Consider the following 19309-nt stretch of genomic DNA (forward strand, 5'->3'; position numbering starts at 1 on the left):
CCAACTAAAGACAGTTAGCGCCATTTTTATTTTGCATAAGAATGAATAAATTTGTAAATGTTGGATATAAATTATTCAAAAAATTTAGAATCTAATAATTTTTAAGCATAAAATCAAATAAAGGGTTGACAAAGAATTTTACAGAGTTGGAAACTCGTAGAGATTTACATAAATAAAAGCGAAAAATTAAAAATCTATACTTTTAAACTGATGGTAAATGGTAAGTTAAATTAATATTTGATTCAATGCACTTTTATAACACCCTAAAATAAATTCGGTATAATACAACTGTGCATCCAGTGCCTGGGTCTTATCATGAAGCTCTATGCGTTTTGAAAGTACAATCTCTCCTTTGTAACTGAATGAACAGAATGAATACACTTTAAATCCCGAATTTCTTACAGATGCAGCATATCCAGTAGAAGCAATTCCCCAATCTGTTCCAAATGATTCAGCGACCTTTACAGCGATTGTATCAGCCATTTTTTGGGTTTCAAAACTATTTTCCTTAACTTCGATTTGATTTATATCTAAAAATTGAATTTTTTCAGGTAATGTAAAAGTCGTTATTCCTCCTTTGTAAAACAGTTTTGCATTAGCCATTTGGGAAAAAGCCAGCTGTATTAATCCCGAGGTTACGCTTTCTGCTATAGAAACCGTTTCATTCATTGTAATGAGTGAAGTACTGATATAATCAAGTAAACTTTGCTGAAATTTCATGGGTCTATTATTTGTTGATCAAAAAAACTTTTATGCTGCTGAAATCAATATTCAGATAACGTCATAATCATTCATGGTTGTCACAAAATAATGCTCAATCATTTCTCTGGCATTTCTGCACATTGACAAAAGATCTTCTCTGGTCATATCTTCAAAAATAAAATCATCATGAACTTCAATAATGAACTCAGTCACTTTTTCGGTGTTCATCAGATCATAGGCCATTAAATCATTTAAATTATCTAATCTACATTCTTCCTTAAAAAAAGGAAGTTTCCGGGTAATGGAATTCTTAAACTGAAAAAGGTGTATTGTTTTCATGACTTTTGACGTTAAAGTGGTAATAAGAAAGTCTGTTTTGTATTTAAACATGTTGTTTACTCATGAATGTTCAAACAGTTTTATGGACTCAGTTGATGAAAATTTTTATATATCTATCAATTCCTATAATATGGATGAAAAGGACAGAAACCATGGGGCTCCATCCTTGATTAATTAAATCCTTTCGAAAACAGATCTACTATTTTATCGGGATTTAATATGCTCATTGTCAAAATTGAGAATCCTTAAGCCTACTAATTTTATATGTCGTATATTCGCTTTTTCACATCTTTCTTTATTACTACAATGTTTTCAAATACGGGAGAACGGCCTGTTGTTTGATAAATATTTTCAACTGTTCACTATATTTCCTATCTAAAATTGCACTATTTATAGTGATATAAGCTTTATGGATTTTGTGAATTCCTGATTATTATACTACAAAGATGGCCGTTTAAGTGTTATACTAAGCTATATATATCCGGTATAATTTTACATATATCACACATTTATAAGTCTTCCAGATTTCCAAGACGTCTTTGTTTCAGCTGTTTATAAAATGAAGGGGAAAGTCCTGTAATTTTTTTAAACTGATTGGAGAGGTGGGCCACGCTGCTGTAATTGAGTTTATAAGAGATTTCTGTAAGATTAAGTTCATCATATAACAGCAGTTCTTTTACCTTTTCTACTTTATTAATAATAATAAAATGCTGGAGTGTCATTCCTTTCACTTCTGAAAAGGTATTAGCCAGATAGGTATAATCATAGCCTAATTTTTCACTTACATAGTCTGAGAAATTTTCTTTTGGGAGTTCATCTGAATAATGAATCATTTCTATCACTACATTCTTTATTTTCTCTATCAGGATACTTTTTTTATCATCTAATACTTCAAGTCCTGTTTTAAGCAAATTTTCTTTAAGTATCTGTCTTTGTTCTGAGCTAATATCATCCAATAATTCTACTGTCCCTAAATCAACGACAGCATTTTTAATGCCCAATCTTTCCAGTTCCTGATGGACAACCATTTTGCAGCGCAAACTTACCATATATTTTACATACAACTTCATCTCCCCTACTGTTTACATCCGTCAATTATTTCATTAACAGTCATTTATCCAAAGTTAGTCTATTAAATCGGAAATATCTATGATTTATACAACAAATTAAAAGACAATTGCAAAGCTTTCCTTTTTTAATGATTGAAATTTACAGGTAACAAAAAAATATTTCACAATGTCAAAAGAAAAAGACGGAAAAAAGAAATCAGATAAAACCCCACCCGCAAAATCTGCAAAAGAGAAACGGGAGGATAAAACGAGTAAACGAAGAGAAAGGGAACAAGAAGCCCGAAATACCGGCAACTAAATGGTATCCTTGAAAAAAGATGGAATTATACTCAGAAAAACAACATTAGACTTTGAGAGTGAAGGAGTTCTAAATCCTGCAGTCATTCAGGATAACGGAAAAATACATTTATTATACAGGGCTCTTGCCAGGAATAACTTCTCGAGTATCGGATACTGTATATTATCGGATTATAAGACTCCTGAAATACGGCTCAGCAATCCGGTTATTATCCCTGAATTTGAATACGAAAAACACGGTGTTGAAGATCCAAGAATTGTCAAAATCGATCACTTATTTTACCTTACTTATACCAGTTATGACGGGGTTAATGCATTGGGTGCACTTGCCGTATCTAAGGATCTAATATCATGGCAAAAGCTAGGAATCATTGTGCCAAAAATTCCATACAAAAAGTTTAAGCTTTTAGCAGAATCTCAAGGTGAAATAGGAGAAAAGTACAGACGTTTCAACAAACTCCCGCATACTCATATAAAGGATAAAGAGGTCTTCCTTTGGGATAAAAATGTGATATTTTTTCCAAGAAGAATTAATGGTAAGCTTTATTTTCTACATCGCATAAGGCCTGATATCCAAATTGTAAGGATAGAAAAGATTGAAGATCTGAATCCTGATTTCTGGAAAGACTACTTCCTTCATTTTAAAGAACATATTGTATTATCTCCCAAATATGAGCATGAAGTAAGCTATATTGGCGGTGGATGCCCCCCTATAGAAACTGAGCATGGATGGCTTTTAATCTACCATGGTGTACATGATACCATTGAAGGATATGTTTACAGCGCATGTGCTGCTTTACTGGATCTTGATACTCCTGAAAAAGAAATTTCAAGACTTCCTTATCCTCTTTTCAAGCCCGATGAAGAATGGGAACAGAAGGGAGAAGTGAACAATGTCTGCTTCCCTACCGGAGCCATCGTAGAAGGACATACACTCCATATTTACTATGGCGCTGCTGACAAAAGAATAGCTATTGCTTCTTTAAGCATCCCTGAATTACTGAAGGAATTACTACAGTACACATCATAATTGACTATTCTATACAGAATGTCAGGTTTAAAATAAATATCAATATGAATAAAAATATAAAATCAGACGTGGAGGAAAAGACAAAAAGACAATCTTTACAAAGTAATAAAAACACAATTAACTATAAACCTGAAATTATCTTTATAAGTACTTTTCCTCCCAAGGTATGCGGTATTGCAACATACTGTCAGGACTTGGTACAATCCCTTAAATTAAAATTCAGAGAATCATTTAGCATCAGCATCTGCCCAATGGAAACTGAGGATGAGGATGAGCATTATCAATATGAAGATGATCCAGAATATCGCTTAAATACATCCGATGCCGTATCTTATCTGGAGCTGGCTGATAAAATCAATAAGAATAACAATATTCAACTGGTTATGCTCCAGCATGAATTTGGATTTTTCAACGAAACCCCCAACGGATTACTGCTTTTTCTTCAAAATACAGAAAAAGATATCATCATTACTTTTCACACCGTTCTACCAAAACCGGATCGGGAATTAAAAGAAAAGGTAAAAGAAATCAGCAGTTTTGTAAAATCTATTATTGTAATGACCAGTATTTCTGCGGATATACTGAACAATGATTATGATATACCACCTGATAAAATTAAAGTGATACCCCACGGCACCCATTTACTGCCATTTATCGATAAAATTTCACTGAAAGCGAAATACGGATTTAAAGATAAAAAAGTTCTTTCAACCTTTGGTTTACTGGGTTCGGGGAAAAATATTGAAACAACCTTAGAAGCTCTGCCTGAAATCATTTCCAAAAACCCGGATGTAATGTTTCTGATTATTGGAAAAACGCATCCCGGCATCATTAAGTATGAAGGTGAGAAATATCGTGATTTTTTGAAGGATACTGTTAAGAGGCTCCATCTGGAAAATCATACTTATTTTATCAATCAGTACCTGCCTCTAGATAAGTTGTTGGATTATCTTCAGCTTACCAATGTCTATCTTTTCACTTCAAAAGACAGAAATCAGGCAGTAAGTGGTACTTTTTCGTATGCCATCAGCTGCGGATGTCCCATTATTTCCACGCCTATTCCCCATGCTTTGGAAGTACTGAATGAAGACCTGGGAATTATTATTGATTTTGAAGCTCCGAAGCAGCTTGCTGTTGCCGTAAATACATTACTAAAAAATGAAACTGTACAGGAAAAATTACGATCAAATAGTCTGGAAAAAATGGCTCCCACAGCCTGGGAAAATTCTTCTATTTCGCACGCCCTATTATTTCAACAATACAGCAAAGATAAAATGACATTACATTATACATTCCCCAACATTAATCTAAGCCATGTCAAAAATATGACAACGGATTTTGGGATGATCCAGTTTTCTAAAATCAACAAACCTGATATCAATTCCGGGTATACTTTGGACGATAATGCCCGGGCTATGATTGTAGCCTGCAGACATTATGAGCTGAGCAGAGATGAATCTGATCTTGATTTAATCTCAACTTATCTGAAACTTATTAAGTTTTGTCAACAACCGGATGGAAGTTTTCTCAATTATATAAATCAGTACAAGGAATTTGCTCAGCAGAATTATGAAACCAACCTTGAAGATTCCAATGGAAGAGCTATCTGGGCACTGGGATATCTTCTTTCAATAAAAGCAATCTTACCGCAGCAGTTTTCTGATGAAGCAGAATCAATCATTGAAAAAAGTATTTCATCTATTGAGAATATCCATTCTACCCGGGCAATGGCTTTTATCATCAAGGGATTGCATTATCAAAACTCTGAAAACAATATTCCATTATTGAAAAAACTCGCCAATCGTCTCGTGAAAATGTATCAGCATGAAAAACATAAAGACTGGCATTGGTTTGAAAACTATCTTACTTACGGAAACGGTGTACTCCCTGAAGCTTTATTGTGTGCGTGGATTACCACCAAGGATGAAATGTATAAACAGGTTGCCGATGAATCATTCAAGTTTTTGCTTTCTAAAATATTTAGTAAGGGCGGCATCAAAGTAATCTCCAATAAAGGATGGCTACAGAAAGAAACGGTTAAAAGTCCTGAATCAATTGGCGGGGAACAGCCCATAGATGTTGCTTACACCATACTTGCATTATCTACATTCTACAAGGTTTTTAAGGATGAAAAATATTTGCAGATGATGAGGAGTGCTTTTAGTTGGTTTTTAGGAAAAAATTATTTACATCAGATTATTTATAACCCTGCAACAGGTGGATGTTATGATGGGCTTGAAGAGAAAAATGTCAATCTCAATCAGGGAGCGGAATCAACAGTCAGCTTTCTCATGGCAAGGCTCTGTTTTACTAAATAATTAGTTTACTTGTTTTTCAACCAGCAGCCAACCCTATGATCAAAACTCTGATATCAGTCATTTATCTGCAACTCTGTAATAAGACCTTAGGTTTATGATCTTTAAGATTTCTTCTTTTTCCAGCTCCAAATTTATACAATTATGGGCATAATCACAGATTTTTTCCCTTTTATAAAACATCACTCTCTCAGTAAGAAAAAGACTCCGGATACTAACAATGTGTGATAACTGCAATATAAAAAACAAGCTGTAATACATAGGTTATAAAAACACCACCTTGTACTGCAGCAATTAAGTTATATTAAATTCCACGTCATGAACACAAATCATCATAAAGGTGACAAACCTTTCAAATTCCTGAAAACTGGAATTTACAGTCAAAATAAATTTATAACTTTCTTGCAAAGAAAATTAAATATTATCACAGAATTGACGCATTAAAAAGTTATACTTAAAAAATACCCTAAGAGCGTTAAAAATAAATGCATTATTTCTACTCCATATACGACAATAATAAATAGAATCACATGACTTGCAGCATATTAATGTAATTTATTTAGATATACATTTACTGTTCATAATAGTTGTACATTCTCATTAGTACAATTGACTCTCCCCTAAAAGGGAGGGTTTTGTTATATACTCTCCTCCTAAGCATTAGAAAGGTTAATATCTGTAGGATATTAAATCGGACTGTAAAATTTACTATATAGTGTTTCCAGGATATGAGTATGATTATACCTCTACAGAAATCTACTCATAATAGCGGGGATTTTTTATTTACACAGTTTTCGATTTTGCAAAATGTAATGACTTTTGTATGGGAAATTGTAATTGCTATGCGAAGCCGAAAGTGAAAATGCTAATTTTCATCATCATAGTGCCGTTGACCACTCCTTTAAAGATGTTATCGTTTTAGTAAGAGTAACAAATACTATATAGCTTTCAGAAACCATCAAAACGAAATAAGACAAAGCATCAATATTCCAAACAAATTTGAATTCTAACATTAAGCTATGATCGGAGGAATAATAAAGTATAGTAATGTTATGTTTTCTGAATAGCGTAATTATATATTGTATCTTCACTAAGATATAAATACAATCTTGTCTTAAAAATTCCTAAAAATGTTTTTTCCAAAATATAAACACGCTCTATTGTATGTAGCTTTTCTAGCTGATAATCAGTTAAAAAACATTCTATAGCATCTATATTTTCTCCAATTAATTGATCTTCTGATATAATATTCTGACTTTTATCGTGGAAGTAATATTTTTTACTAGTCATATCGATAAATAATTTTTATTTGTAAAATCTTTTTTCTGTTCAGAGTACTTTTCAAACTTTTAAAGTATTGACTTAACCCAAGTTGTGAACCAATTTCTGTGTTATCTCATTAGTTTTTATTTGAAATTTCAATATTTGGGCAACATCTTTATAATCATATGATTTGTACTCATTACTTGTTGCACAGTCATAAAACAAAATATGGTTTACTGCAATAATTCCTAATAAGTAATAACTTTTAATTTCCAAGATCATGTTTATGGATTTCCATGATTTTATAGGTATAAGTATCTCATCTTTGATTTATATTTTCCATTTATTCTGTTATAATCGAAATTTTAGCTTTCTCTCCGTTTTAATGATTTCCGATAGTGAGAAATTATAAGAAAGGTCGGTTTGGTAAGGAAAAAAGTTCTTTTCATGAGCCTTCAAACGTTTTTTTGGATTCATGATGAAATATATTCTATATCAACCATCATATCATATAAACTAAAGATGGCCGTTTCACTATATATCAAGCTATATAATGCATAACTTAAATAGGTTTATGGTACAATTGTAATAAAAAGATAAATTAAAAAAATAGCGATCAATACAATTCCCTGCATGATATTAGTTCTGCCTGTTGCCAGTGAAACAGTAATAATAAAAAGAGACAGCCCTAAAAGTATTGTTGATTTGATATCTATCCCCAATGTCATTCTTATACCGGTTATTACAGATATAATGGCAATCGCAGGAATACTTAGTCCGATACTCGCTAAAGCTGAACCAAAAGCCAGATTTAATGAAGTTTGAATCTGATCACTTTTTGCAGCTCTGAATGCAGCCAGACCTTCCGGAAGCAGAACAATACCAGCAATAATGATACCTACAAGAGATTTGGGGGCACCCACAGAAACAACTATATGTTCAACATCCTTTGAAAGAAGTTTTGCCAGCAAAACGACTATTCCCAGGGATAAAATTAACAATATACAATTGATATACAATTGTTTTGTGGAAATTATTTTATTATTGCTTTCTACAGGCAGATTCTCGGATAATTTGTTTTGTGGAGAAATGAAAAAGCTTCGATGTCTAAAAGTTTGGATCATGGTAAATCCAAGATAAAGCCCTAAAGAAATCAAGGCGATAAAAAGCAGTTGGAGGGACGTGTATTCGCCTCCGAGGTGACTTACCGTATAATTGGGCAGAATAAGCACAAAAATAATAACAGAGGTCAGTGTAATCAGTGCCGTACTTACCCCCTGTAAGGTAAAGCTCTGTTCTCTATATCGTAAGGATCCTATCACAATACAGCTTCCAATGATTCCCGTAAGGATTATCATCACTGCAGCAAAAACCGTATCTCTGGCAAGAGTAATGGTTTCCAACCCTTTTGCTCCCATCATAATGGAAATAATAAGCCCTACTTCTATGACCGTAATAGCAAATGCCAAAAGCAAAGTTCCAAATGGTTCCCCCAAACGATGCGCAATAACTTCGGAATGGTACACCGCAGCTAAAACACTTCCTATTAAAAATAAAGTAAGAATCACAGAGTAATACCCTGAAGAAAAAACAGAATTTCCAACATAAGAGAACCATGCCAGGATAGGAATCAAAAATGTCCACATCCTTAAATATTTTTTTATATACATAAAAACATTAATAATTTTTTTACCATTGAATTCTCTTTTGGAGAGAATCAGCAGATTTATATTCTCCTTTTCAAAAACAGTTTTATAAATGATTTGAAGTGGAACAAAGAGGTATGCCGGAAGTATTAAATAATGAAAGAAAAAGAAGTGAATACACTGGTTCTTTGAGTCCAGATTGTCAGCTCAATGCAATTATTCAGCAAGATACAAATAATCAATCACTTATTTGGAATTATCGAGCAGTATTTTAAGTTTGTAATCATTTCCTAGACTTAACCACCTCCATTACTTTATAAGGAGTCATCAAACACTGCTTTTATGATCAACCACATTTCAGATGTTCAAAATAAGCTGGAATTTTGTAAAAGTGTGATATGTGCAACATAAAAGAAACAATCTGTAATACAATAGATTAATAAATACCCAACTTTGTATTGTAGCAATGAAGTTACACTAAAACCTACCTTATGGACACAAACCACAACAAAGGCAACCAATCTTTCAAAATTCCAGGAGACTGGGATGTGCAATCAAAACAATTGAAAGAAAAATTTTCAACATTAACGGACCACGACCTGAAGCTTGAAGAAGGTAAAGAAAAGGAAATGCTGGAAAGAATCGGAAACAGATTAAGAAAAAACCGTGAAGAAGTTCTCAATATTATCAAAGAAATCAATCTTTCATAAATTGTTTTCAAGGACAGTTAAAGCCAATGAAAAGATATATTTATCAAACGCTTTCACTGGAAAAAGGGATGGAATATTAGACAGTTCTGTCCCTTTTATTTACAATACCATGTGCTTTTTTTATGTTTAAACCCACAGTGATGAATCATAGAGAACTTGAAAAATCGAAAGTATATATTACAAGCCAGATTGTAGATTACATTCCAAATTCTGTAGTCAGTAAAAATATACTTGAAAAACTGACCGGTAATATCAGTGTTTTATCTTTTGATGACAAAGAAGGGTTATCTGAAAAGATATCTCCTTTCGATACTGTTGCACAGATCATTGAAGGTAAAGCTGAAATCATTATAGACGGAGCTTCTTACTTTATGGAAGAAGGTGAATGCATTATCGTTCCTGCCCATAAACGTCATTCAATAAAAGGAAATAAACGCTTTAAGATGATATTAACAATAATAAAAAGCGGCTATGAATAATCTAAACACTATATCTGTTTTAACGAAAAAGATATTTAAAAAAACAGTGGAAATCCAAAAAGAATTTCCTGAACTGTATGAACTTCTAGATGAAACTCCATTATTTTTTTCTGAGAAAGAAAAAAATATTACGATAAAAGATTTAAGACAATATCTTGTTTCCCTTATCATACAACAAAAATCCTTTGAAAAAGGAACTATGAAGAAAAATGATCTACAATAAAATTCTAATGAAAAAGTTAATCAAGCATCCAAAGAGCAAATCGGGACTCAGAAATAAAAAAAATATTTCAAGAAGAGCCTATTATTCCCAGTTTACCTCTCTTTTCTATCTGCGAAATACCAACATCACCTTAGAAAGAGACGCTAAGGAAATTCTTAGAATATTAAAAGAATTACAGCAGCTTATTAACAAATCAAGATTGGTATTCAGTACATACTGCAGCTTAAGCCAGCATAACCTGTGGCAGTCTGTTTTAGAAGACCTGAGTGAGAACATAAAGAATATTAGAATCCAGTTTGAATATATACTGGGAAATATTATTAAAAAAAATAAAATCAATTCACTCATATTCTGGCAGCAAAACAAACTCTACACAGATGAAATGGAAGTAATCCATAAAAAACTTATTCTGTTGACTATTCAGGTTTTACCGGAAGAAGAAAGCTTATCTTGGAAGGTAAATATTTATAATTTTTATGATGAAATTTTTTCTTTACTTACTCCACTTATCGGGATGTGCAGGCTTGAATTAGACTTTATAGAAAAATATTCACCTAAAACCTTTAACCAAAATGTTATGGATATTATTAAAGATATTCCAGAAAATTACACATTACAGGAAGCAAAGGAATATGAACACGAATACATAAAAATATTAACTAACTACAGTCATGAATTATGTAGGAAAAATAATTTTTGGGGCAGCTTATTGTATATCCTTTCAGGAGGCTTGTACCCATTACCATCAGAACGTACCTTAACTAAAAAAAGGATCTACAGAAAAATAAAAGATAAGCTTTCTTGACAAAGCCTCAACCTAAATTTTCCATCCTATTAAATAGTTTATAATGAAAACAATACATCTCTTTCGGTTTAACGATTCTATTTTCCGTAAAATTCCTTTCTTCAAAGAAGAAAATAGGCTGAAAACCGATGTAACAGAAATTGATTTAATGAATATTGAAATAGTAACTGAATATATTGTGAAAACCCATGATGACTTTAGTTTCGACAACACATCAGTAAATGATCTTTTATCGATGTGCAAGAAAGCTCAAAGAATAATTGAACATTACTTTATTTTGGGAGTGAATGGTTATGATGTTATTTGACAATTACTAATCAAACCTTATTCAGATAAGGAATTAAATGGAATTAATCCAATATACCGTCATTACTATTATTTTTTTCAAAAAAATGATAGAGAAAGATAACGTTTCCCGTATAAGCAGGCTTACTTTGATTTCTTATTAGAAGTTTTGCTTCTACCGCTACTTTTATAGTCCCTCTCAATCGGTAACTGATTTAACAGTTGCCTGGAGCCTTACATCACTACCTACCAATACAGCTTGACCAAACTTAAAATTCTCAATCCCATAATTAATTTCCATTTTCACGTTCCTCACCTCAGCAATTTGCTTCCATAGATAAGGGATTAGCGCTAATAGCAAATAGCCATGAGCAATAGTGGATTTAAAGGGATATTCATTTTTTGCCCTTGCCTCATTAATATGGATCCACTGATCATCTAAAGTTGCTTCTGCAAAACTATTGATTTGCTGCTGGTCTATAGTGTACCAGTCAGAAAAACCAACCATTTGCCCTTCCAAAACTTTATATTCAATAAAATTGTTAATAATAATCATGTTTGAATGTCTTACTATTTAAGATGATGAAAATTATTTCTTGAAAAACCTCTCACGTGCTGTGAGAGGCAAATGAACATTATGAAAATAAAAAGTAATTAAACTTACACCAATGTTCTTTCAAACAATATACTCAAACTCCGAAGGTTACTGGACTTTGAATTGTAAAAAAATAAAAAATATAATACTGAAATTGAAAATAATGTCTATTTCAAACAGATGATATTAAAGATTAATTACGCCAATTTTACGTTGACAGCATTTAAGCCCTTGTCGCTCTTTTGTACATCAAAAACGACTTTATCATTTTCACGAATTGCACTTACGCTCAATCCTGAAGAATGTACAAATATGTCCTTACTTCCATCTGCTGGAGTAATAAATCCGAAGCCTTTTGCTTCATTGAAAAATTTTACGGTGCCTTGTTGCATTGTAATTATTATTAAAAATTGAATAGTATGTTCTGTAAACGCTACAGACTTTATTTATAAAATGATCTGACCGGTACTGTAAATCCGAGCAGTTTTTGAATATTTTTAAGATCTAATCGCTCATCGGTATCGCAAAATGAAATAGCAGTACCTTCCATTCCTGCCCTTCCGGTTCTACCGATCCGGTGGACATAAGTTTCCGGGATATTGGGAAGCTCGTAGTTCACTACATGAGGAAGATCATCAATATCAATTCCTCTAGCTGTTATATCTGTAGCTATCAACACTTTAATCTTACTGTTTTTGAAATCATCAAGAGCATTCTGTCTTGCCATCTGAGATTTGTTTCCATGAATTGCTGCAGCAAAAATCCCTACCCTTCCAATTGCTGTACAAGCTTATTGGCAACATGTTTAGTACGGGTAAAAACCAGTGAACGCATTATATGTTCATTTTGCAATAAATCAATTAGTAAACCTGTTTTTATCTTTTTTTTCCACAAAATAGACGGATTGTTTCACCGTTTGTGCCGTTGAAGATACTGGATTTACAGTAACCTCTACAGGATTATTCAGAATTGTTTCTGCAATTTTTTTTATCCATGCGGGCATTGTAGCTGAAAAAAACAAGGTCTGTCTCTTCTGAGGAATTAGCCTCAAAATTTTTTTGACATCATTGACAAATCCCATATCCAACATTCTGTCTGCTTCATCCAAAACTAATATTTCTATTTTAGAAAGATCAATATGTCTTTGATTGGCCAAATCCAGTAATCTGCCTGGTGTAGCCACCAGAATATCTACTCTTTTTCTAAGGGCGGCAAGCTGATTTCCTGCTGCAACTCCTCCATAAATAGAAAACTGTGATAAAGGTAAATATTTGCTGTAAACAGCAAAATTCTCTTCAATCTGTATTGCCAGCTCACGAGTCGGTGTAAGTATTAATGTCCTTATTTCTTTATGTTCAGGAGTATATTTTTTTAACAGCTGCAGGATAGGCATTGCAAAAGCTGCCGTTTTCCCCGTTCCTGTCTGGGCACATCCTATAATATCTTTTCCGGCAAGAATATGCGGTATAGCGGAATACTGTATTTCAGTTGGCTTGGAATATCCTGACTCTGTTACAGCACGGATTATTGGATTAATTAAATTTAAACTTTTAAAACTCATCATAATTTACAGATTTCCCGATATTTTGTAAGCAAATTCACTTTTCAGAATTTGAATTGGTGTACGACAGGATGAGTTAAGAACTTCTTTTCTCATCACTTTCACTTGCTTAGCTTAATATAAATCAAATAATTATCATTGATAAGCCTGCAATAACGCATCATTCTAAGATGAAAAAATTTATATAGCATTTCACATTAGAAACCCGATTGATAATTGGGTGGCTGAAAAAGCAAAGACTGAAAGAAAAAATTGTGAGTTTAAACTATTACAGAATAGCAAAGGCAGAAACCTGTTTTATAAATGCTTTGCAAATGTACAATAAAACAATTAAACTACAGTCAATTTAATTAACTGATTATCAGAAATATATTCGTAAATTACACGCATAAACTGAATTGTTTGCCTGTGCGGATGATTTTAAATTTCACTCCTATGCAAACGTCACTTCCCATAACTCTTCCCCATTCCCAAACTTCCGACCTACATTCTGCTTCGCAGGTGAGGATTGCTTATTTTATTATGATCCATCATAAACCTGATGTATTTAAAGAAATGTTTCAGAAGATTTATACAAGGGATCAATTTTATCTTATTCATATTGATCGGAAGGCAAAAGCAGAATTTACAGAAGAAATACAATTATATTTAATACACTTTCCCAATGTATATATTTTGGAAAGTATAAATATTGTAGCTGGAGGGTTTAGCATGATTAAGGCTGAACTTAATGCAATGGAATACCTTTTGAATGTTAGTAATGACTGGAATTATTTTATCAATCTAAGCGGTGAAGATTCCCCCCTTAAGTCACAAAATACTATACGTAAATTTCTTACAGTCAATAATGGAAGAAATTATATTTTTTATTATGATCAGAAGTTTTACAGGCCAGATACTCTTCAAAGAATACAAAATCACTTTACAGAGCTAACCCACAAAATCTCTTCATTAATATATAAAAGAGATTTTATGAAGGGTGTTATCCCTTATATTGGTGGAAAATGGTTTATTTTTACAAGAGAAACCTGTGTTTTCTTGACCAATAATAAGAGGGTAATGGATTTTGAAGACTACTATCTCCATACTCTTTTACCAGCCGAATCATTTTTTCAGACGGTTCTTCTCAATACCGTATTTAATGATATTATCGTAAATGACGATAAAAGAGCAGTTATTGAAAAAAGTTTTTTTAATAAAGACCAATATGCTGATAATTTCATCGAAACTCTAAAATCTTCCAATTATCTTTTTATCAGAAAAGTAAATAATAAAACAAATAAAAATATTCTAAAATACATAAGTGAAAGTTATCAGCTTCCTTTGTTGGAAATTGATGAGATAGAACGGGAACTTAGGAGAAATAGCAATCAGAATAATTAATTAAAATTATCAGAATTTGTAAACAAATGCAATATCTCTTGGCTCACCTCCACTTTCGCCGGTATAAGAAGGATCAAAAGCAATAACGGCACCCCTCCTTTCCACCATTTGATTGGCATATAAACCTGAAGATTGTTCTTTCACCGCACCAAACGGTCCACTGATTGCCAACGCTGCCAATTTTTCGTTCCCAGAGTTTTTGGGAAGGTATAAATCTCCTGAAAGAGTGATTCCGTAACGATTTTTGAAAGTAACCGATTTTCGGATTACTTTATCGCTGAGTTGAAAAGTATAATGTTCATTTTGTTCTGCTGCATTCATTTTTCTTTGATATAATTTTTTATTCTGTGCGAATACCTGTCCGATGAAAAGAAAGGACAAAGCCAACACTGTTGTTGCTATTTTCATATCTGAATTTTGTTTAAAAATTACTGATACAAAATTATAAACAGCGGAGTGCTACCAGTTAATGATAATCAAACCAAAAATTAAGAAATTCAAACTTCGGTCAAACGAAATGCTTTTGGATTGGCACCTGTTTGTTTTTTAAAGAAATTATTAAAATACGTCGGATAATCGAATCCGAGAGCGAAAGCCATTTCTGAAATATTCCAATCGGTGTGCTGCAACAATGCTTTTGCTTCTGTAAGAATACGTTCTGTGATATGCGCTGTCGTAGATTTTCCGGTAACTTCCTTTATGGTACGATTGAGATAATTGACGTGAACATTTAGATTCTTTGCAAAATCCTGAGCTGATTTCAGTTGCAGAGATTGGTGTGTAGTTTCAATAGGAAATTGTCTTTCTAACAGTTCTAGAAAAACTGATGATAATCTTGATGCCGCATTCTTATTCTGGTCGAAATCTTCTGCAGGTTCCAGCTTTAAAGATTCGTGAATGATAAGACTTATGTAGTTGCGTATCAGCTCATCCTTATAAACATAATCGCTTTCCTGTTCTGCAATTATCTTTTGAAAAATGGTATTAAGAAATTGTCTTTGCTCTTCGGTAATTTTCAGAACAGGAGTTCCACCGATTTTAAAGAAAGATGACTGCTGTAAACTTTCAGAGCGTTCAGAATTCTTAAAAAATTCCTCGGAAAAAAGAATGGTATATCCTTTATAAGTCGTAGAAATTGTTTCCCAGGAATATGGAATATGTGGGTTTCCGAAAAAAAGCACCGTTCCCTCCTGCTCAAAACTTTTATCGGAATAATGAATTTTACTTTTCCCGGTCGTAAGGCAGATTTTATAGAATTCTTTTCTGCTGTACACACGGGTTTCGTTTCCGTCCTGCTCAATTTGAAACGCACGGAAACCTTTTAATTTTAACTCAGTATTAAACTCCGAAACAGCTCTTTTTATCTTTTTCTCATTTTTCAAAGTTAAGAAAATCAAACTACACATATAAGTATTAAAAATGTAATTTACTATAGCCTAATGTTTCGTAAACTTCAGCAAAGGAATAAAAGACAATCGAAGCTAACTAAAGACCAATAACGTCAATCACCATTTTTTTAAATGCTTAAAATTATATTGCAAGTAGTTTAAAGTGTATGAAAATTACCTGTTAAAAATGAGCTTTGTAAGTCTTTTTTTATTTGGCTCAACCGAATCAAATCATCTATAAAAGTGTTTGAAGATACGCTCTTTGAGGTCACATCACAGGATTATTTAATTCTACAATTCTTTCCAAATCCTCAACCAAATGTTTCGATACCTCTTCGGGTATGGGTACAAGACCAACACAGCCAAATTAAGGCTTATTATTCCATTGCTGATTTCTAATAGTTTAAAAAATTAAATTGCATTAGAAAAAAGCTAAAATAACTTGTTTGATAAAATTGGGATTAGTAATTGATTTTTAATTTGACTTAATCGAATCAAATCATCTATAAAAGTGTTTGAAGATACGCTCGTCTTGGTCACAAGACCGACATTTGAAGATTTCACTCTCTTATGTCCGTTTTTTCATTCTATAATCCCTGCTTTCAAACGTTTCCCGACTTTGGAGCAAGTTTAAAGGAAATGATCTGTTCTAATTATCAGAAAGGATAAGGACAGTCATCATATTTTGCAGTTCTCCGAGTAATATTTTATAAAAGGTAATATTTATATAAATTTTGGTATTAAAACAGCTTATCCCCAAATCAAAATATTAATATATACTTTCTATCCGCAATAAATCTTCTTTAAAAAAATTCGAGAAATCATCCGTTGGTGCTCCAAAAAAGCAATTTGCGGTTCTTTAATAATCCGACTATGCAGCCAAATGATCTATATCCATTGCATGAAAAAGAATTCAGACTGTATTACACTTCCGAATCAACGGTTTCAAAAAATGTGATATTGGTTATAAAAAATGACCAGTAGATCATTCAAACTGCCACAAAAGATTTACTAAGATTTTATTGTAAATATTTTCCTAACTATTTTTTGAGAAATCTGCTTATTTGTAACGGCTTATAGAATACTTAAATGAGCCATTCACTACCTATTACTGCAATTGAAAGACAGTTTGAAGACTTATGTTCAGCAGTCCCATAGCTTCATAATTCAAAATTGAATTATGGAATTTATACTCATAGAAAAGAATGCCTACGAAGCCTTGAATAAAGAAATTGAGGGGCTTAACAAATTACTTTCAGAAATAGCTGCACCATATCAATCCACCTATAGTAAAAACAGGTGGCTGGATAATCAGGAGGTATGCCAGCTTTTGAATATTAGTAAAAGAAGCCTACAAAATTATAAGCAAAAAGGCCTATTGCCCTGCACCTGCATCAGTCGGAAAAATTATTTTAAATATAATGATGTAATCGCATTAGTTCAATCAAAAAATTAAAGGATGCAATCTATAAAAAACGCTACCGAAGAAATTTTATCCTGGCTTAAAGATTTGAATGCTATTAAAAAACATATTAAGCAGATAAGCCGATATTTACGACCGTCCCATCAGGAAGAAAAATATTTAACCGGCGATGAAGTATGTCGCTTGCTTCATATCAGCAGGCGCACACTTCAACAATACCGGGACGATCGCATATTACCTTTTGTACAAATTCAGGGAAAAATATTGTACAAGGAATTAGATATTTTGAACCTGTTGGAAAATAATTACAAAGCAAAATGATATACCAAAAAATCTTATGAATTAAAAGCAGCTTCTAGCTCCTTAAATTTATGAGATACTTCTTCCATATCCCGACCCACCTTCTCATTAAGGATTTTAGCATAGATCTGGGTAGTAGCTATGTTTTTATGCCCCATCATCTTACTAAGACTTTCCAGTGGCACACCTTCGCTTAAAAATAAAGTAGCAAAGGTATGCCGTGCTATATGAAAGGATATTTTTTTTCCTTTAAGGCATTCTACTTCCCTTGCAAGCTTTTTAAGACTAAGATTACATTGATAGTTGCCTACCAGAGTAAAAAGAAGACTGTTCTTTGCAGTACCTTCATACTTTGCAATAATCTTTTTAGGAATATCGAGCAATAAAATATTTGAGGATATTGTTGTTTTTTTACGCCGTAGAATGATCCATATATTGCCATCAAAAAATTCACGTATATGTGTCTTATCCAATCTTTTAATATCGCTGTAAGACAGTCCGGTAAAGCAACTAAATAAGAACATATCTTTTATGTACTCAATATTTTTTTTCATAGGTTGATATTCGATAAGCGCTTCCAGTTCTTTTTTCATAAGATAACCTCTGTCCTTATCCTTACGAATATTGCTATACTCAACAAAAGGATTATCATAAAGTAACTTTCGGCTGATGGCCAGCTTTACGATCGTTCTTAATGAAACCATATATGCCCATATTGTGTTGTGACAGTTATTTTTTTCATTACGCATATAATAATCGAAATCCTGCACAAAAGCACAGTTGATTTCCTTTAAGGGGATATCATTTTTGGCATAATTGAACATAATAAAACCGGCTAAATTATTACGAAGTATGGAATATGTAGAACAAGTAGCTTTTGATCGGGTACCACTAGCTACTTTCTTTTTAAAGTCCACGATAAAATTATCCATAAATTGCAACAGTGTAAATTCGTTACTATCCAAACCAAGAAAAGTATTTTTCAGTTTTTCAGTAGATACAGTATGATCCTTATCCAAAATCCTAGAATAACACTGCTCTATACGGACTCTTATTTTATCCAGTCTTTGATTTGTTTCCACTGCATCCCTACTTTTACCATTTACCCTTCCATATTTTAAATCCCACTGTTGTGGATTAATTTCCAACTTAGTGCTAAACTGAGAGATATTGCCATTAATGGTTAATCTCGCCATAATAGCTACCGCACCATTTTTCTTAGGTGCGTTTTTTTTTAGGTAAAATAGTAACTTAAAAGTTGACCTTTTTGTAGTTTCCATAACTCAATGTTTTGATATTTAAAATTAAATTCAATTGAGTTACGAGGCAATATGAAATACAATGCAAAATTCAGAATTACAACCAATTACATATTTAGCCCTAAAAGAACATAGGTAATGATTTGGTAACCTGATTTTTCAGTTGGACTTCTTTAAGTAGCTTTTCACTGCACCATTTCAATTTTATCATTCTCCTAAAATCCTTTATTCATGCA

The 19309-nt window shown here is 32.6% G+C and carries 21 protein-coding genes and 2 pseudogenes; 12 read left to right on the forward strand and 11 right to left on the reverse strand.

What is annotated here, in order from left to right:
• Positions 1 to 225 precede the first annotated feature (225 nt).
• The 3 genes from FB551_RS07190 to FB551_RS07200 form a co-directional block, all read right to left on the reverse strand.
• On the reverse strand, positions 226 to 720 hold the full coding sequence (locus tag FB551_RS07190) for a CinA family protein (protein ID WP_047430097.1): 495 nt from the start codon (positions 718 to 720) through the stop codon (positions 226 to 228).
• Between the two features lie 51 nt (positions 721 to 771).
• Positions 772 to 1041, reverse strand: coding sequence for a hypothetical protein (locus FB551_RS07195; RefSeq protein ID WP_052187039.1), 270 nt, complete (start codon positions 1039 to 1041; stop codon positions 772 to 774).
• A gap of 509 nt (positions 1042 to 1550) precedes the next feature.
• On the reverse strand, positions 1551 to 2111 hold the full coding sequence (locus tag FB551_RS07200; protein WP_226798640.1) for a helix-turn-helix domain-containing protein: 561 nt from the start codon (positions 2109 to 2111) through the stop codon (positions 1551 to 1553).
• Positions 2112 to 2277: 166 nt separating this feature from the next.
• On the opposite strand from FB551_RS07200, the gene FB551_RS23590 reads away from it, so the two are divergent.
• From FB551_RS23590 to FB551_RS07210, 3 genes are read left to right on the forward strand one after another with little or no spacing between them, the layout of a single operon-like run.
• Entirely contained in the window at positions 2278 to 2409 is a 132-nt protein-coding gene (locus tag FB551_RS23590) for a hypothetical protein (protein ID WP_262711490.1), read from the forward strand.
• Positions 2410 to 3438, forward strand: a complete 1029-nt coding sequence (locus FB551_RS07205) for a glycoside hydrolase family 130 protein (protein WP_047430094.1) — start codon at positions 2410 to 2412, stop codon at positions 3436 to 3438.
• A gap of 44 nt (positions 3439 to 3482) precedes the next feature.
• Positions 3483 to 5756: a glycosyltransferase gene (locus FB551_RS07210; protein WP_082001943.1), complete on the forward strand. Its 2274-nt coding sequence runs from the start codon at positions 3483 to 3485 to the stop codon at positions 5754 to 5756.
• A gap of 1047 nt (positions 5757 to 6803) precedes the next feature.
• Here FB551_RS07210 and FB551_RS07215 read toward each other — a convergent pair.
• Together FB551_RS07215 and FB551_RS07220 are read right to left on the reverse strand one after the other, a co-directional pair.
• Entirely contained in the window at positions 6804 to 7043 is a 240-nt protein-coding gene (locus tag FB551_RS07215; RefSeq protein ID WP_047430091.1) for a hypothetical protein, read from the reverse strand.
• A 545-nt stretch (positions 7044 to 7588) separates the two neighbouring features.
• Positions 7589 to 8686: a calcium:proton antiporter gene (locus FB551_RS07220; RefSeq protein ID WP_047430088.1), complete on the reverse strand. Its 1098-nt coding sequence runs from the start codon at positions 8684 to 8686 to the stop codon at positions 7589 to 7591.
• Between the two features lie 467 nt (positions 8687 to 9153).
• On the opposite strand from FB551_RS07220, the gene FB551_RS07225 reads away from it, so the two are divergent.
• The 5 genes from FB551_RS07225 (at position 9154) to FB551_RS07245 (ending at position 11186) form a co-directional block, all read left to right on the forward strand.
• Positions 9154 to 9372, forward strand: a complete 219-nt coding sequence (locus tag FB551_RS07225; RefSeq protein ID WP_047430084.1) for a hypothetical protein — start codon at positions 9154 to 9156, stop codon at positions 9370 to 9372.
• Between the two features lie 140 nt (positions 9373 to 9512).
• Positions 9513 to 9851 (forward strand): cupin domain-containing protein, encoded by a 339-nt coding sequence (locus tag FB551_RS07230; RefSeq protein WP_047433224.1) that lies wholly within the window; start codon positions 9513 to 9515, stop codon positions 9849 to 9851.
• On the forward strand, positions 9844 to 10074 hold the full coding sequence (locus FB551_RS07235; RefSeq protein ID WP_047430082.1) for a hypothetical protein: 231 nt from the start codon (positions 9844 to 9846) through the stop codon (positions 10072 to 10074). Before FB551_RS07230 ends, FB551_RS07235 begins: the two co-directional genes overlap by 8 nt.
• A 7-nt stretch (positions 10075 to 10081) precedes the next feature.
• Entirely contained in the window at positions 10082 to 10879 is a 798-nt protein-coding gene (locus FB551_RS07240; RefSeq protein WP_142016419.1) for a hypothetical protein, read from the forward strand.
• A 43-nt stretch (positions 10880 to 10922) separates the two neighbouring features.
• On the forward strand, positions 10923 to 11186 hold the full coding sequence (locus FB551_RS07245) for a hypothetical protein (RefSeq protein WP_047430076.1): 264 nt from the start codon (positions 10923 to 10925) through the stop codon (positions 11184 to 11186).
• A gap of 177 nt (positions 11187 to 11363) precedes the next feature.
• Here FB551_RS07245 and FB551_RS07250 read toward each other — a convergent pair whose 3' ends face one another.
• The 3 genes and pseudogenes from FB551_RS07250 to FB551_RS07260 form a co-directional block, all read right to left on the reverse strand.
• A complete protein-coding gene (locus tag FB551_RS07250; protein WP_226798641.1) occupies positions 11364 to 11720 on the reverse strand; it encodes a MaoC family dehydratase in 357 nt (118 codons plus the stop codon).
• A 236-nt stretch (positions 11721 to 11956) separates the two neighbouring features.
• Complete coding sequence (locus FB551_RS07255; protein WP_047430072.1) at positions 11957 to 12151, reverse strand: cold-shock protein; 195 nt, start codon at positions 12149 to 12151, stop codon at positions 11957 to 11959.
• 50 nt (positions 12152 to 12201) lie between these two features.
• Positions 12202 to 13320: pseudogene (locus FB551_RS07260) on the reverse strand (DEAD/DEAH box helicase).
• A 435-nt stretch (positions 13321 to 13755) separates the two neighbouring features.
• Between FB551_RS07260 and FB551_RS07265 the strand changes: the two are divergent.
• A complete protein-coding gene (locus tag FB551_RS07265) occupies positions 13756 to 14703 on the forward strand; it encodes a beta-1,6-N-acetylglucosaminyltransferase (protein WP_047430069.1) in 948 nt (315 codons plus the stop codon).
• Positions 14704 to 14730: 27 nt separating this feature from the next.
• On the opposite strand, the pseudogene FB551_RS07270 reads toward FB551_RS07265, so the two are convergent.
• Both FB551_RS07270 and FB551_RS07275 read right to left on the reverse strand, forming a co-directional pair.
• Positions 14731 to 15111 (reverse strand): annotated as a pseudogene (locus FB551_RS07270) (alpha/beta hydrolase); the annotation flags it as partial.
• Positions 15112 to 15200: 89 nt separating this feature from the next.
• On the reverse strand, positions 15201 to 16085 hold the full coding sequence (locus FB551_RS07275; protein ID WP_226798642.1) for a helix-turn-helix domain-containing protein: 885 nt from the start codon (positions 16083 to 16085) through the stop codon (positions 15201 to 15203).
• 837 nt (positions 16086 to 16922) lie between these two features.
• Between FB551_RS07275 and FB551_RS07280 the strand changes: the two genes are divergently transcribed.
• From FB551_RS07280 to FB551_RS07290, 3 genes are all read left to right on the forward strand, one after another.
• Positions 16923 to 17075 carry a TraQ conjugal transfer family protein gene (locus FB551_RS07280; RefSeq protein WP_226798643.1) on the forward strand — a complete coding sequence of 51 codons (153 nt, stop codon included), beginning with the start codon at positions 16923 to 16925 and terminating at the stop codon, positions 17073 to 17075.
• A 196-nt stretch (positions 17076 to 17271) separates the two neighbouring features.
• Positions 17272 to 17547: a helix-turn-helix domain-containing protein gene (locus FB551_RS07285; protein WP_047430063.1), complete on the forward strand. Its 276-nt coding sequence runs from the start codon at positions 17272 to 17274 to the stop codon at positions 17545 to 17547.
• 3 nt (positions 17548 to 17550) lie between these two features.
• A complete protein-coding gene (locus FB551_RS07290) occupies positions 17551 to 17835 on the forward strand; it encodes a helix-turn-helix domain-containing protein (RefSeq protein WP_047430060.1) in 285 nt (94 codons plus the stop codon).
• A 14-nt stretch (positions 17836 to 17849) separates the two neighbouring features.
• Here the strand turns inward: FB551_RS07290 and FB551_RS07295 are convergent, their stop codons facing one another.
• Entirely contained in the window at positions 17850 to 19094 is a 1245-nt protein-coding gene (locus FB551_RS07295; protein WP_047430057.1) for a site-specific integrase, read from the reverse strand.
• Between the last annotated feature and the right edge of the window lie 215 nt (positions 19095 to 19309).

Origin of the sequence: Chryseobacterium aquifrigidense (genome assembly GCF_006716485.1) — a bacterium.
Classification (GTDB): Bacteria; Bacteroidota; Bacteroidia; order Flavobacteriales; family Weeksellaceae; genus Chryseobacterium; species Chryseobacterium vietnamense.

Coding starts and splice junctions, on each gene's coding strand:
- FB551_RS07190 (WP_047430097.1), bottom strand. CDS start 720: ATGAAATTTCAGCAAAGTTTACTTGATTATATCAGTACTTCACTCATT.
- FB551_RS07195 (WP_052187039.1), bottom strand. CDS start 1,041: ATGAAAACAATACACCTTTTTCAGTTTAAGAATTCCATTACCCGGAAA.
- FB551_RS07200 (WP_226798640.1), bottom strand. CDS start 2,111: ATGAAGTTGTATGTAAAATATATGGTAAGTTTGCGCTGCAAAATGGTT.
- FB551_RS23590 (WP_262711490.1), top strand. CDS start 2,278: ATGTCAAAAGAAAAAGACGGAAAAAAGAAATCAGATAAAACCCCACCC.
- FB551_RS07205 (WP_047430094.1), top strand. CDS start 2,410: ATGGTATCCTTGAAAAAAGATGGAATTATACTCAGAAAAACAACATTA.
- FB551_RS07210 (WP_082001943.1), top strand. CDS start 3,483: ATGAATAAAAATATAAAATCAGACGTGGAGGAAAAGACAAAAAGACAA.
- FB551_RS07215 (WP_047430091.1), bottom strand. CDS start 7,043: ATGACTAGTAAAAAATATTACTTCCACGATAAAAGTCAGAATATTATA.
- FB551_RS07220 (WP_047430088.1), bottom strand. CDS start 8,686: ATGTATATAAAAAAATATTTAAGGATGTGGACATTTTTGATTCCTATC.
- FB551_RS07225 (WP_047430084.1), top strand. CDS start 9,154: ATGGACACAAACCACAACAAAGGCAACCAATCTTTCAAAATTCCAGGA.
- FB551_RS07230 (WP_047433224.1), top strand. CDS start 9,513: ATGAATCATAGAGAACTTGAAAAATCGAAAGTATATATTACAAGCCAG.
- FB551_RS07235 (WP_047430082.1), top strand. CDS start 9,844: ATGAATAATCTAAACACTATATCTGTTTTAACGAAAAAGATATTTAAA.
- FB551_RS07240 (WP_142016419.1), top strand. CDS start 10,082: ATGAAAAAGTTAATCAAGCATCCAAAGAGCAAATCGGGACTCAGAAAT.
- FB551_RS07245 (WP_047430076.1), top strand. CDS start 10,923: ATGAAAACAATACATCTCTTTCGGTTTAACGATTCTATTTTCCGTAAA.
- FB551_RS07250 (WP_226798641.1), bottom strand. CDS start 11,720: ATGATTATTATTAACAATTTTATTGAATATAAAGTTTTGGAAGGGCAA.
- FB551_RS07255 (WP_047430072.1), bottom strand. CDS start 12,151: ATGCAACAAGGCACCGTAAAATTTTTCAATGAAGCAAAAGGCTTCGGA.
- FB551_RS07265 (WP_047430069.1), top strand. CDS start 13,756: ATGCAAACGTCACTTCCCATAACTCTTCCCCATTCCCAAACTTCCGAC.
- FB551_RS07285 (WP_047430063.1), top strand. CDS start 17,272: ATGGAATTTATACTCATAGAAAAGAATGCCTACGAAGCCTTGAATAAA.
- FB551_RS07290 (WP_047430060.1), top strand. CDS start 17,551: ATGCAATCTATAAAAAACGCTACCGAAGAAATTTTATCCTGGCTTAAA.
- FB551_RS07295 (WP_047430057.1), bottom strand. CDS start 19,094: ATGGAAACTACAAAAAGGTCAACTTTTAAGTTACTATTTTACCTAAAA.